This is a genomic window from Collinsella aerofaciens, assembly GCF_005844325.1.
In the GTDB taxonomy this organism is placed as follows: domain Bacteria; phylum Actinomycetota; class Coriobacteriia; order Coriobacteriales; family Coriobacteriaceae; genus Collinsella; species Collinsella aerofaciens_G.
Map to the genome: position 1 here is coordinate 160803 of NZ_SPFY01000001.1, position 11898 is coordinate 172700.

Annotated in this window: 12 protein-coding genes and 3 tRNA genes; all 15 read right to left on the reverse strand. The window is 62.5% G+C overall.

Annotated features, from left to right (window positions below; genetic code table 11):
- Position 1 precedes the first annotated feature (1 nt).
- On the reverse strand, positions 2 to 1444 hold the full coding sequence (locus tag FGQ61_RS00770) for a DUF512 domain-containing protein (RefSeq protein ID WP_138374249.1): 1443 nt from the start codon (positions 1442 to 1444) through the stop codon (positions 2 to 4).
- A 2-nt stretch (positions 1445 to 1446) separates the two neighbouring features.
- A complete protein-coding gene (locus tag FGQ61_RS00775) occupies positions 1447 to 2346 on the reverse strand; it encodes a 4-hydroxy-3-methylbut-2-enyl diphosphate reductase (protein WP_138374250.1) in 900 nt (299 codons plus the stop codon).
- Between the two features lie 2 nt (positions 2347 to 2348).
- Positions 2349 to 3077 (reverse strand): lysophospholipid acyltransferase family protein, encoded by a 729-nt coding sequence (locus FGQ61_RS00780; RefSeq protein WP_138374251.1) that lies wholly within the window; start codon positions 3075 to 3077, stop codon positions 2349 to 2351.
- Positions 3078 to 3080: 3 nt separating this feature from the next.
- Positions 3081 to 3767, reverse strand: coding sequence for a (d)CMP kinase (gene cmk, locus FGQ61_RS00785; protein WP_138374252.1), 687 nt, complete (start codon positions 3765 to 3767; stop codon positions 3081 to 3083).
- Between the two features lie 66 nt (positions 3768 to 3833).
- Positions 3834 to 4796: a pseudouridine synthase gene (locus FGQ61_RS00790; RefSeq protein WP_138374253.1), complete on the reverse strand. Its 963-nt coding sequence runs from the start codon at positions 4794 to 4796 to the stop codon at positions 3834 to 3836.
- Positions 4783 to 5511 (reverse strand): SMC-Scp complex subunit ScpB, encoded by a 729-nt coding sequence (scpB, locus tag FGQ61_RS00795; protein WP_138374254.1) that lies wholly within the window; start codon positions 5509 to 5511, stop codon positions 4783 to 4785. Before scpB ends, FGQ61_RS00790 begins: the two co-directional genes overlap by 14 nt.
- 11 nt (positions 5512 to 5522) lie before the next feature.
- Positions 5523 to 6335 carry a segregation and condensation protein A gene (locus FGQ61_RS00800; RefSeq protein WP_138374255.1) on the reverse strand — a complete coding sequence of 271 codons (813 nt, stop codon included), beginning with the start codon at positions 6333 to 6335 and terminating at the stop codon, positions 5523 to 5525.
- An 84-nt stretch (positions 6336 to 6419) separates the two neighbouring features.
- A complete protein-coding gene (locus FGQ61_RS00805; protein WP_138374256.1) occupies positions 6420 to 7103 on the reverse strand; it encodes a site-2 protease family protein in 684 nt (227 codons plus the stop codon).
- A gap of 9 nt (positions 7104 to 7112) precedes the next feature.
- Positions 7113 to 7409 carry a hypothetical protein gene (locus FGQ61_RS00810; RefSeq protein ID WP_249360909.1) on the reverse strand — a complete coding sequence of 99 codons (297 nt, stop codon included), beginning with the start codon at positions 7407 to 7409 and terminating at the stop codon, positions 7113 to 7115.
- Entirely contained in the window at positions 7396 to 9429 is a 2034-nt protein-coding gene (locus FGQ61_RS00815) for an ABC-F family ATP-binding cassette domain-containing protein (RefSeq protein ID WP_138374257.1), read from the reverse strand. The genes FGQ61_RS00810 and FGQ61_RS00815 overlap by 14 nt, the downstream gene beginning before the upstream one ends.
- A 75-nt stretch (positions 9430 to 9504) precedes the next feature.
- Positions 9505 to 9577 (reverse strand) — tRNA-Ala (locus FGQ61_RS00820).
- Between the two features lie 491 nt (positions 9578 to 10068).
- Positions 10069 to 10144 (reverse strand) — tRNA-Ile (locus FGQ61_RS00825).
- Positions 10145 to 10342: 198 nt separating this feature from the next.
- Positions 10343 to 10415 (reverse strand) — tRNA-Ala (locus FGQ61_RS00830).
- A gap of 536 nt (positions 10416 to 10951) precedes the next feature.
- The gene (locus FGQ61_RS00835; RefSeq protein ID WP_161162651.1) at positions 10952 to 11521 is read right to left on the reverse strand and encodes a DEAD/DEAH box helicase family protein; all 570 of its coding nucleotides are present in this window, start codon (positions 11519 to 11521) and stop codon (positions 10952 to 10954) included.
- A gap of 188 nt (positions 11522 to 11709) precedes the next feature.
- A partial coding sequence (locus tag FGQ61_RS09605) for a hypothetical protein (protein ID WP_416378116.1) occupies positions 11710 to 11898 on the reverse strand: 189 nt, incomplete at its 5' end.

Below are 11898 nucleotides of genomic sequence, written 5' to 3' on the forward strand. Positions count from 1 at the left end.
TTTAATGGGTAGGGTCAGCGGAATTAGTAGAGTCGGCAGGCACAATGCCAAGGATGTGCTCCAGGGTATCGAGCAGCTCATGCGGCATGGTCGACACCACATGAACCTCGGCGCCGCGACTGGTAAGGCTTGCGAGTAAATCGTCACGATGATACTCGTCAAGCGTCATGCCGTCAGCGTTGAACATGAGCTTAGGCACAAAGAGCATAACCCCAGAGAGGTCCTGCGGCAGCTGCTCCAGAATGTCACACGCGACGATGAGGCCGGTCACGTCCACGTTGCCGCCAAAGTAGCGGTTCTTGATGGCTGTGACGGTGCCGCCGAGACCATGCGGCGACTCCACAAAGCGCGCCACCGTGTCGCGTGCGCTGGCGCCCGAGAGGCACAGCAGGTGCTGGCTGCGAGCGGCGATGGCCTCGCGGACGCGGGCTAGGCGCTCGGCATCGGCGGCAAGCACATCGTCCGTCTCGTCTAGGTATGAGCGGATCATGCCGATACCGTCGTAGTACTGCGGATAGCCGTCGTAAAAGTCCGCCTCGGGCGGATCGATGCCGGCGTCCAGGTAGAACTCGTCGCTCATCTGGAAGGTGTGGCGGCCAAAACGCTCGAAGGCGCGGTCCTGGTAGGGACGGATCATGGCGATGGTCTCGCGCGCCAGCTCGGGCTTGTCGCTGTAGGACCAGCTAAAACGGTTCTGATGCTTGGTAAAACCGAGCGGTACAATGCCCAGGCTTGTGATTTGCTCGTGCTCCTCGCAAAAGCGCAGGGTCTTTTCCAGCTCCTCGCCGTCGTTCATGCCGGGGCACAACACGATCTGCGCGTGAATCTCGATGCCGGCGGCCATGATGGCCTCGAGTACGTCCATGCCCCGCTGGGCGTTGCGGCCCATCATACGACGGCGGACGTCGGGGCTTACGGCATGGACCGACACGTTCATGGGGCTCATGTTGCGCTGGATGACGTTTTGCACGTCCTCGTCGGTGAGGTTCGTGAGCGTGACAAAGTTGCCCTGCAAAAAGCTCAGACGATAGTCGTCGTCGCGGATGTAGAGCGTGGAGCGGCCGCCCTTGGGCAGCATGGTCATAAAGCAGAACACGCAGGCGTTTACGCAGGTACGCATGCCGTCGAAGATGGGGCCATCGAACTCCAAACCCCAGTCCTCGCCCGGGAAGCGGTCGAGCTCGACGGGGGTGACGGTGCCGTCGCGCGGGTCGAATACCTCCAAATCAACGGTGTCGTCGTCGGCCTCCCAAAGCCATACGATCATGTCGGTGAGCGCCTCACCGTTGACCGTGAGCACGCGCATGCCCGGCTCGATACCCACATCCCATGCGGGCGATTCGGGACGCACATTCTTAACGAGCGCGCCCTCACCCGGCTCGGGGTCGCGGCTGCGCCCGTAATCGGCCACCTCGGCGGCGTATGCGGGTACGGTCTGGTCCATGGTTAGCGGCAAAGCTCCTTGATGCGCGCGACGGCGCGTTCGATGTGTTCTTGTGGGGTGGAGGCTCCAGCGGTGATGCCGATGTGGCGCGCCTCGGCAAACCAAGCGGCCTGGAGCTCGGAAGCTTCCTCGATGTGATACGTGCGCTCGCAGGCGTCTGCGCAAATTTGCGCCAGGCGGCGGGTGTTGCCCGAGTTCTTGCCACCCACGACGACCATGCAGTCGCAGCGGTTGGCAAGTGTGGCTGCTGCCTGTTGACGCTCACTCGTGGCGGCGCAGATGGTGTTGATCACACGCAACTCCTGCACGCGCGGGGTGATAGCGGCCACGACTTCGGCGAGGTTCTGCGCGGTCTGAGTGGTCTGCACAACGAGGCCCACCTTGCCCTTGAGCGACAGGGCATCGGCGTCGGCGGCACAGCTCACGACCTGCGCATCATTGCCGGCGTGGCCCAGAATGCCCTCGACCTCGGGGTGGCCTGGCTCGCCCACGACGATCACGCGGTAGCCCTCGCGCACCAGGCGCTCGGCTGCCACATGGACCTTCTTCACGTAGGGGCAGGTGGCGTCGACCACGGTAAGGTCGCGCTTGCGGGCAGCACCGATTACCTGCGGCACCACGCCGTGGGCGCGGATGATCACGGTGCCGGTTGCGGCGTCGTCCAAGGTGTCGGCCAGACCGACGCCTGCCTCAGCAAGCTCGCGCACCACGATGGGGTTATGGATGAGCGGCCCCAAGGTGTGAACTTGAGTGCACTCCTCTGCCTGCGGCGCAGCGGCCAGCGCCATATCGAGCGCACGCTGTACGCCGTAGCAAGTGCCGGCGTGGGCGGCGATCTCGATGGTAGGCGCGGTTGCCTGGCCGGACACAGTCGCGGTGGTGTTCGTCACGTTCTCGCTCATGGCTAGAACCTGCCCGGATGCTCGGCGCACAGCTCGTCTCGCATGGCGTAGACGCGGTTCATGGCCTCGGACTCAAACCATTCCAGGCGCTCCGTGCGCTTAAGCCCAGCCGGTGCGTCGGAAAGCGAGACGGCCTTGCCGGCGCGGATCCAGCACTTCTTGGGACGCATGAGCTTTTTGCCTGCGGGCGTGATGTCGGACCAGCCGCAGATGGCGAGCGGGTTGACGGGCGCCTTGCCCATCTGGGCGATGAGCGCAAAGCCGCCGTGGACCTCGGGCTTGATCTCGCGCGAGCGGATGCGTGTGCCCTCTGGGAAGATCAGGACGTCCTCGCCGCGCTGCAGCGCATGCTGGGCGGCGCGCAGGCACTTCATATCGGCAGTACCACGCTCGACGGGGATGCCGCCAACGCGGCTAAAGGCCCAGCGCACAATCTTGCTCTTGGCGAACTCGGACTTAAAGATGGGACGAATGCGGCGGCCCCCAAAGAACAGCGCCGTCTCCACGGCCAAGAGCTCGGCCATCGAGGTGTGGTTGCAGATGACCACGCTGCCGCGGCCTTCCTGGCGCTCAAACAGAAGATCGGCGTCCTCGACCTTCCAGCGCCACATGAGCTTGGAGAAGGCCCAAAGGATGGCCATGACTACGACGACGGTGCCGCGGATGAGCGCTGGAAACTCGGCGTAGGGGGCGTTGTAATAGTCCTCGGGCGTCTGCTGAAACAGGCGCATGGGCTACCTCCTTTGGTTAATAAGGTCCTCGATTATCGAGACGACCTCGTCGATGGTGTGGGCGGTGGAGTCGACGTGCACGGCGTCCTCGGCGGGCACGAGCGGGGCGACCTCGCGGCTGCTGTCAAGCTTGTCGCGCTTCTTAAGGGCGTCGAGGGTCTCGTCGACCTCGGCTTCGAGCTGCTCGGACGTGAGCGGCTGAGCATCGTTTTGGTGACGCTGCAGCACGCGGCGGCGGGCGCGCTCGCGCGGGTCGGCGGTCAGGAAGACCTTGACCTGCGCGTTAGGGAACACGACGGTTCCGATGTCGCGACCCTCGGCGACGATATCGCGGTCCTCGGCGGCGCGGCGCTGGTGGATGAGCATGGCGGCGCGCACGCCCGGATAGGCCGAGACCTTGGACACGTTGGCGTCGACCTGCGGGGTGCGGATGGCGGCCGAAGCGTCCTGGCCGTCAATGGTCAGGCGCGTGTCCTCGCCGGTGCCGTTTGTAAAGCGGATCTCGATTTGCTCGGCGAGGGCGTCGATGGCCGCCTCGTCATCCAGGTCGATGCCGCGGTCGAGCGCGGCGAAGGTGACGGCGCGATACATGGCGCCCGTGTCGAGCTTGTTAAAGCCCAGCTGGCGGGCGATCTCCTTGGCGATGGTGGACTTGCCGGAACCGGCGGGGCCGTCGATGGCGACGATCATGCAATACTTCCTTTCGGTGGTTGACGTGCTGGTATGGTTCGCGGGCGTTGGGGCGCGGCGGGTTGCCTAGCCCGTGTAGCGCTCGCGGTAGGTGTTGCGCTTGGGTGCGGAGCCGTGGCTGCCGTGGTGACGCGTGCGGGTCGCGGTGTTGGTCGCCGGCGCGGCGCCGCGCTTGGAGCTGGCCTGCTTGGGCGGAATACCGCCGGCCTTGAGGATCTGCACCTCGCGATCGGTGAGCTCGCGCCACGAGCCCTTGGCCACGTCCTTGAGCTCCAGGCCAGCAAAGTTGCAGCGGTGCAGACGAATCACCGGGTGGTGAATCTTGCTCAGCATGCGCTTGACCTGGTTCTTGCGGCCTTCGCGGATGATGACCTCCACGGCGGTGGTGCCGGGCTTGACGCCCTGGGGAGCTACGGCCTCGGCCTCGCGCGCGTTAATGATTCGGCAGATCGCCGGCTGGCATAGGCCGTCGTCGAGCTCGATGCCACGGCGGAGCGGTTCCAAGTCGCGATCGGTCAAGTGGCCGTCCACGAGCGCCTGATAGGTCTTGTAGACGTGCTTACTCGGGTGCAGCAGGTCCTGTGACAGGTCGCCGTCGGTGGTAAAGAGCAAAAGGCCCGTGGTGTCGCGGTCCAGGCGGCCCACCGGGAACAGTCCCGGAAAGCGGTCGCGGGGGACCAGGTCGGCCACGCAAGGGCGCTCCTGCGGGTCGCTCATGGTGGTGAGGTAGCCGGTCGGCTTGTAAAGCATCAGGTACACGGCGCCCTGGTTGAGCTTGACGGGCATGCCGTCGACCTCGATGTGGTCGCGGTCGACATCGACCTTGGTGCCCAGCTCGGTCGCGACCTGGCCGTTGACGGTCACGCGGCCGGCGGTCATCAGGTCCTCCGAGCCGCGGCGGCTCGCCACGCCCGCACGCGCCAAAAAGCGCTGCAGGCGCATGGTGTGCGGATAGACGGGCTGGGCGTCGGTTACGGGTACTGCGTTGCCCACGGCGCGCGTCTCCCCTACTTCGTTAGTCCTCGTCATGCAAATCCTCCGAGGTCTCGTCGACGTCCAGGGTTTCCAAGTCCTCGACTGCATCAACATCTTCAACATCGGTATCGAGCAGTTCGCGCTCTTCGTCCAGATCTTCGGCCTGCTCCTCGAGCGTGGACTGAATGCTGCGGCCGCTTAGACGCTCGCGGATAAACTGGCGCGACTGCTCGTCGGGGGCAAACTGCTCCAGGTCGGGCAGGTCGCGGGTGGAGCGCAGACCGAACTTTTCCAAGAAGGCGTTGGTCGTGCCGTAGATGATGGCCTGACCGCGCTGGGGGTCGCGGCCGAGCTCACGCACCAGGCCCTTGTCCACGAGCGACGCGATGACGCCGTCGGAGTTGACGCCGCGGATGCCCTTGACCACCTCGCGCGTCACGGGCTGGTGGTAGGCGATGACGGCCAGGGTCTCGAGTGCCGCCTGCGACAGCTTTTGCGTGTCCCAGCTCAACACGTGGGCCTCGACCACGTCGTGGTAGGCGGGGTGCGTAAACAGGCGCCAGCCGCCGGCGACCTCGCGCAGCTGAAAGCCGCGGTTGGCCTCCTCGTACTCAACCTTGAGCTCGGCGAGCAGCGATGCGCACTCGCCGGGGGCGATATCCAGCGCACCAGCCAGCGCGGGCGCACTCACCGGGTCGCTCGACACCAGCAGCAGCGCCTCGAGGGCACCTTTGAGGCTGTTTGCCTCTAGCGTGGAAAGGGTTGACATGGTTGCGGCTCCTATTCGGTGAGCTCGGGGCCCTCGCCGGGCACATAGGCCTCGGCGCCCTCGACGCGGTTGATGCGGATGGTTCCAAAGATCTCGTCCTGGCTCAGCGTGAGCGAGCCGCGCTTGGCGAGCTCCAGCATGGCCAGGAAGGTGACGACGAGCTGCTCGGTGGTGGCATCGCCGTCCAACAGCTCGCGGAAGGTGCAGGTTTGGTGCGCCATGGTAAAGCGGTCGACTGAGGCCACGGTCAGGTCGAGCGGTACGCGATGCGGCGCCACATGCTCGGCCTCCAGCAAGAAGGTCTGGCGCTTGCCGTCCAGGTCGGCACAGATGACGGCGAGACCGCGCAGGGTAATGCCGGCAAGGTAGTCGGGCATAAGGCCTAGGAACTCCGGGTCGGGACCGGCCACACGCGGATGCATACGGCTTTCGGCCTGCATGCGGGCACCGAGGGCCGCAGCCGCGCCCTTAAACTGCTTGTAGGCAATCAGGCGCTGGATCAGGACCTCGCGCAGGGCGTCGCCGTCGAGCGCGCTGAGCTCCTCGAGATCTTCGTCGAACTCGTCATCGTATTCATCGGCTTTGCGTGGGGCCTCCTGCGGCACCAGAGAGGCAGCCTTGATGTCCAAAAGGGTTGCCGCGACCAGCAAAAAATCGCTCGCCACGTCCAGGTCCAGTGCTTCGATGCGCTCGGCCTCGGCAAGGTATTGCTCGGCCACCTCGCTGATGGAGATGGCGCCAATATCTACTTTTTGGCGGGTTACCAGCTGCAGCAGCAGGTCGAACGGTCCGCTGTAGACCTGCGTCGACACGCGATACGACATCTTCGACCTCCTTTGACGGCGCCTTCGCGGCGCGGTTTGGGTGCATATTGCGACAGTTTTGCACGGTCGACCTGTAAGTTTACCTTAGATGCCGGCGATTGCGAAGTTGAGCAGCTGCTCAGCAAGCGGATACACGGTAACGTCGAAATAGCGGCCGATTACATCGATGCCGGTCCACATGGGCAGCAGATACAGCACGATGATGAGTATGGGCATGGCGTATTGCTGCAGGTGGTAGTAGTTGGCGAGCGCCTTACCTTTGAGGAACGGCACGATGATCGACGAGCCGTCAAGCGGCGGAATCGGAATGAGGTTAAAGAACGCAAGCGATAGGTTGACCACGATAAACGTAGCGCCAAAGTTCATGATTTGCGACGCTACGGCAAAGGACATACTGGTGTAGAGGTTGCCGTAGGTCAGGTGCATGAGGGCTGCGGCCAGGCACGCGAGCGCGATGTTCGATGTGGGGCCGGCTACGCTCACCAGGACCTCGTCGCGCTTGGGGTGCTTGAGGTTGTTGAGATAGACGGGCACGGGCTTGGCGAAGGCGAACACGGGACCGCCTGCGGCGAGCATGAGCAGCGGCAGGATGATGGTGCCAAACGGTTCGATATGGTTGAGCGGGTTGAGCGAGACGCGGCCGCGCGAGCGAGCCGTTTTGTCGCCGAGCGCCCAGGCTGCGGCGGCGTGCGCGCTCTCGTGGATCACGATGCCAACGATGACGGCAACGGCACTGGCGAGCAGGTTCATGATGTAGCTGCTGGACATAACACTCCCCTAGCGGACGCGGCGCGAGGCGCGCGTGAGCAGGTAGTCAATTACAAACAGGATCACAGCGACGATAGCATAATCCAGGCGGAACACACCGCCAAAAGGCGACGTGATGACGCCGTAGCCGGCGATGGCGCTCGGCAGTGCACGCGAAAGCTCAACGACAAAGCCAACGATCTGCAGCTTGGCGGTGAGGCCGCTAAAGCACAGCAGAACGGTCATTGCGCTCATAAAGATGCCGCAGATGCGACAGGCGATGGCGATGATGATCATCGCAACGGCGGCGGCCTTACGAGAGTTCACGCGCGGTCTCCTCTTCGATCTGGGTGGAAAGCTCCAGCCATTCGTCCTCGAGCTTGGGCAGCTCCTGCTTAAGGCCGTTATATTCCCCCAGCGCGGCGTTGAACTTGTCCTGATCGGCATAAAGCTCTTCACTTGCCATCAATTCCATAAGCTCGTCATAGCGGGCACGCTTTTTGTCGAGCTCTGCCTCGATCTTCTTGAGCTGGTTGCGCACGCCCTTGAGTTTTTTGTTGAGCGCAGCGCGGGCCTGGGCCTCGGCACGCTTTTGCTCCTTGGTCTTTTTGCCCTCGGCAGGTTTGGAAGCGGCGGCGGGCGCATCGGGCTGGGCCGCGGTGACCTTGGCGGACTTGGCCGCGACAGGCACGCTCTCCCCTGCTGTCTCGGCGGCGGCGCGGGCCGCGAGGTCCTCGCGCTTGTAGAGGTAGTAGTCGTAGTCGCCGTCGTAGACCGTGACCTTGCCGTCGCGGATGTCGATCACACGATTGGCCACGGCGCGTACCAGGTGCTCGTCGTGGCTGATCAGCACGATGGTGCCGGGGAAGTTTTGCAGGGCGTTCTCGAGCATGTCCACCGAGTCGATGTCCAGGTGGTTGGTGGGCTCGTCCAGGCACAGGAGCGCCTCGGGGGCCACGAGCATCTTGGCCAGTGCCAGACGCGCCTTTTCGCCGCCGGAGAGGACGCGGACCTGCTTCTCGATGGAATCGTTGTCGCTAAACAGGAAGGCGCCCAGCAGGCTGCGCTGCTGCGGCACGGTCCATTTGGGCGTGACGGTGTCGATCTCTTGCAGGACGGTATTGGACTCGGTCATGCCCTCGAGTGCGTGCTGGGCGTAGTAGGCCACGCCCACGTTGGTGCCCAGATCACGCGTGCCGGTAGTTGGCGGCTCCAGACCGGCGAGGATCTTCATGAGGGTAGACTTGCCGGCGCCGTTGGGGCCGACGAGCGCCACATGCTCGCCGCGGTAGAGCTTGAGGTCGATATCGCTGTAGATGTGCTTTTTGCCGTAGGACTTGGAGACGCCCTCGAGCCCCACGACCATGTCGCCGGAGCGCGGCGGGTCGGGGAACTTAAAGTCGATGTGCTTGTGGCCCTCGGGCAGGATGACAAGCTCCTTTTTGATCTGCTCGATCTTGCGGATGCGCTCCTGAGCCTGGGCAGCCTTGGTGGGCTTGTAGCGGAACTTGTCGACGAAGACCTGCATGTGGGCGATGTCGCGCTCCTGAGCGGCACGCTTGGCGCGCATCTGCTCCAGGTTGTCCTCGCGCTGCTTGAGGTAACTGCTGTAGTTGCCGGTGTAGGTGGTCACGCGACGGTTTTCGAGAGCGGCGACGTGGTCGACGCAGGCGTCCATAAAGGCGCGGTCGTGGCTGACGATGAGGACGGCGCCGTCGTAGTTGGCGATAAAGCCGCGCAGCCATTGGACGCTCTCGAGGTCCAGGTGGTTAGTAGGCTCGTCCAGAAGCAGCAGGTCGGGGTGGCGCAGGAATAGCTTGGCGAGTGCGATGCGCATCTGCCAGCCACCCGAGAACTCGGAGCACGGGCGCTCAAAGTCGGTGACCTTAAAGCCCAGGCCGGAAAGGATCTTGCGGGCGTTGCTCTCGAGCTCGTAGCCGCCCAGGTGCTCAAAGCGGTCCTGGACCTGGCCATACTCGTTGAGGAGTGCGTCGACGTCCTTGCCCTGATCGGAGAGCTCGGTGATCTGGGCCTGCAGCTCGTTGGCGCGCTCGCCCATGCGGCGGATTTCCTTGGCGGCGGCCATGACCTCGGCAAGGATGGTGGTGTCCTTTTGCTCCAGATTAGTTTCCTGCTCTAGGTAGCCTACCTGGCAGTCCTTGGCGTACTGGACCTGGCCGGCATCGGGACTGTCGATGCCCATGATGATCTTGAGCATGGTGGTTTTGCCAGCGCCGTTGGGGCCCACGAGCGCGAAGCGCTCGCCGGGGTTGATCTGGAAGGATGCGCCGCTAAAGAGGACGCGCGCGCCGAAGCTTTTTTCGATCTTGTCGACCAGGAGGATCATGGTGCCGCCTTTGACCTTGTTTTCCTATATGAAAAAAGGCCCCAACTTGCGTTGGAGCCTCATTCAATGCTCGGGTGGAGACGAGGGGGATCGAACCCCTGACCTCTTGACTGCCAGTCAAGCGCTCTCCCAGCTGAGCTACGCCCCCGTGCGAAAAAGTACTATACGGGAACTCCCCCGGCGATGCAAGGACAATTTTGGAAAAACTTTCCTGGGGCGGCGGCGCGGATGCGGGACGGACTCGAGAGCGATGGGCCCGCGATGCCCGACTAAGCCCACGGGGCGCGCCCCGCGGGAGGGCGGCGCTGCCGCCGCCCTCCCATCAGGCTCCACTCCGCCCGCCCCCGGGGCCTCCCGCCACGAAACCGGCCCATCTACTACGTTTGGCCGGCATCCCCCGACCATGGCGCCTCGGGCAAAAATAAAATCGCAGGTAGACGGCCTGCGGTTTTCGCGAAATACGGGGTATGGTCGAGGGGTCGGGCTTAAACGTAGTAGATGGGCCGGTTTCGTGGCGGCGGCATCGCGGGCAGTCGACAGGGGGCGTCCGGAAGTGAGCAAGCAGGCTATTTGCAAGTGGAAACTACTGCCATGAAAAAGAAAACAGGCCAGACATATTGCCTGACCTGTTGAAAAACCTGGTGGGCCCTCCGGGATTCGAACCCAGAACCCAGGGATTATGAGTCCCCTGCGCTAACCGTTGCGCCAAGAGCCCTTATAAAGTGGCACTTACAGTTGGGGTGGCAGAACAGCCTCCAACGCATTGAACCACGTCGTGAAATACTACCATGCACGCGACGCCCATTCAACGCACGATCTTGTCGACCAGGAGGATCATGGTGCCGCCTTTGACCTTGTTTTCCTATATGAAAAAAGGCCCCAACTTGCGTTGGAGCCTCATTCAATGCTCGGGTGGAGACGAGGGGGATCGAACCCCTGACCTCTTGACTGCCAGTCAAGCGCTCTCCCAGCTGAGCTACGCCCCCGTGCGAAGAAGTACTATACGGGAACTCCCCCGGCGATGCAAGGACAATTTTGGAAAAACTTTCCGGAGGCGCGGGCGCCGCTGGGACGAGAGCGCGGCGCGGACTCGAGGGCAAGGGACCCGCGATGCCGGATCCGGCCCGCGGGGCGCGCCCCGCGGGCGGCGGCGCTGCCGCCGCCCTCCTCCCCGGCGCCCCCAGGGCATCTCGGGTTCCGCCGCTCGCCGGTTTTCGCTTCCACCCCACGGGCCGCCATCCGCCCAACGACCATCCCGCCGGCGCCGGGCCCATTATCGGGGCCAATCGCGCTCCCGCCGACCCGGCGATTTCAAAACCATGCCGGTTTACGGGGCCAGGCCGGGAACCCCCGAGCATGCCGTAATCGGTAAAATCAAAACCGCAGGTAGACGACTTGCGCATTCAGCGAAATGCAGGGTATGGACGGCCGGTCCGGGTCCAGCCCCGTAATCCGGCATGGTTTTGAAATGATACTAATTCACTAGCAGTAAAACTAGGTCGTTCTAGCGCCTTGTCGCCGGCTAATTTCCGAGTTCCAACCAGTTGCACAGAACATTTGCTCGCAGTTGCGTCTCGGCGCGCTTCATTGCCTCGGATTTGGCTTTATATCGAATCCCCAAACGACTGCAGACGCTTTTGACTATGGCGTCTAGCTGTTTTTTGTCGTTAAGCATATCGTGGGTTACCAGGAACACATCGAAACCCATGCTCTGGAGCGCAGTCATGCGCTCCGCATCTTGGTCAAGTACCGCGCCTGACCCATGGATGACCTCACCTTGGATTTCGATAATTGCTGCCTTCATTAGGATTGGGTTTACAATCACGATGTCACCGTAGCAAACCTTTTGACCTGCGATGCTTTGGGCTTCCTCGGATAGAGGGGTTAAATCGTTGAGGTATACGTATCTGAATCCTGAACCACCTAGACGTCGAGAACGACTTAGAAGCAGGACCCCCGCGACCTCGAGTGGAGATGCAGCAATGCCGATAACCTGCTGAGCGGCATCATAAAACTGCTTTCCCCACATTTGACTTTTGACCTTTTCGGCGAATCGATGCAAGTCGCTCAGTTCGATGAGTGGCTTTCTCATCCAAAGCGAAGTACCTTTGAGTTTCGTAACCTCTCTTCCATCCTCGCGATTGTTCGTTTGGCCTTCATTTGCTGGGACCTTTACGGTTGTGCGGGCATAAACTCGTTTCCAAGGAATCTCGTCTTCGCCTTCTCCAAGTTCGAACAGATCCTGCGTGCTGGAATTGCGATTCTCCTTTAACGCGATTTTTACTGCATTTCGACAGCGGGGGTCGGCTCGAAAACAGAAAACCAGCCGCAAAGTTCGTACATAGCCAGTACGAGATCTATTTGGGACACAAAGCGTGTCATAGTAAATAACGTGTTAAGCGGATTGGTGACGCTGTTAGCGCCGGAATAATTTAGCCAAATATAGTCGGCCGAGATTGACCAATCCCG

Coding starts and splice junctions, on each gene's coding strand:
- cmk (WP_138374252.1), bottom strand. CDS start 3,767: ATGATCGTCGCCATCGACGGCCCCGCCGGTTCCGGCAAGTCCACCATC.
- FGQ61_RS00775 (WP_138374250.1), bottom strand. CDS start 2,346: ATGAGCGAGAACGTGACGAACACCACCGCGACTGTGTCCGGCCAGGCA.
- FGQ61_RS00770 (WP_138374249.1), bottom strand. CDS start 1,444: ATGGACCAGACCGTACCCGCATACGCCGCCGAGGTGGCCGATTACGGG.
- scpB (WP_138374254.1), bottom strand. CDS start 5,511: ATGTCAACCCTTTCCACGCTAGAGGCAAACAGCCTCAAAGGTGCCCTC.
- FGQ61_RS00835 (WP_161162651.1), bottom strand. CDS start 11,521: ATGAGAAAGCCACTCATCGAACTGAGCGACTTGCATCGATTCGCCGAA.
- FGQ61_RS00800 (WP_138374255.1), bottom strand. CDS start 6,335: ATGTCGTATCGCGTGTCGACGCAGGTCTACAGCGGACCGTTCGACCTG.
- FGQ61_RS00790 (WP_138374253.1), bottom strand. CDS start 4,796: ATGACGAGGACTAACGAAGTAGGGGAGACGCGCGCCGTGGGCAACGCA.
- FGQ61_RS00805 (WP_138374256.1), bottom strand. CDS start 7,103: ATGTCCAGCAGCTACATCATGAACCTGCTCGCCAGTGCCGTTGCCGTC.
- FGQ61_RS00815 (WP_138374257.1), bottom strand. CDS start 9,429: ATGATCCTCCTGGTCGACAAGATCGAAAAAAGCTTCGGCGCGCGCGTC.
- FGQ61_RS00780 (WP_138374251.1), bottom strand. CDS start 3,077: ATGCGCCTGTTTCAGCAGACGCCCGAGGACTATTACAACGCCCCCTAC.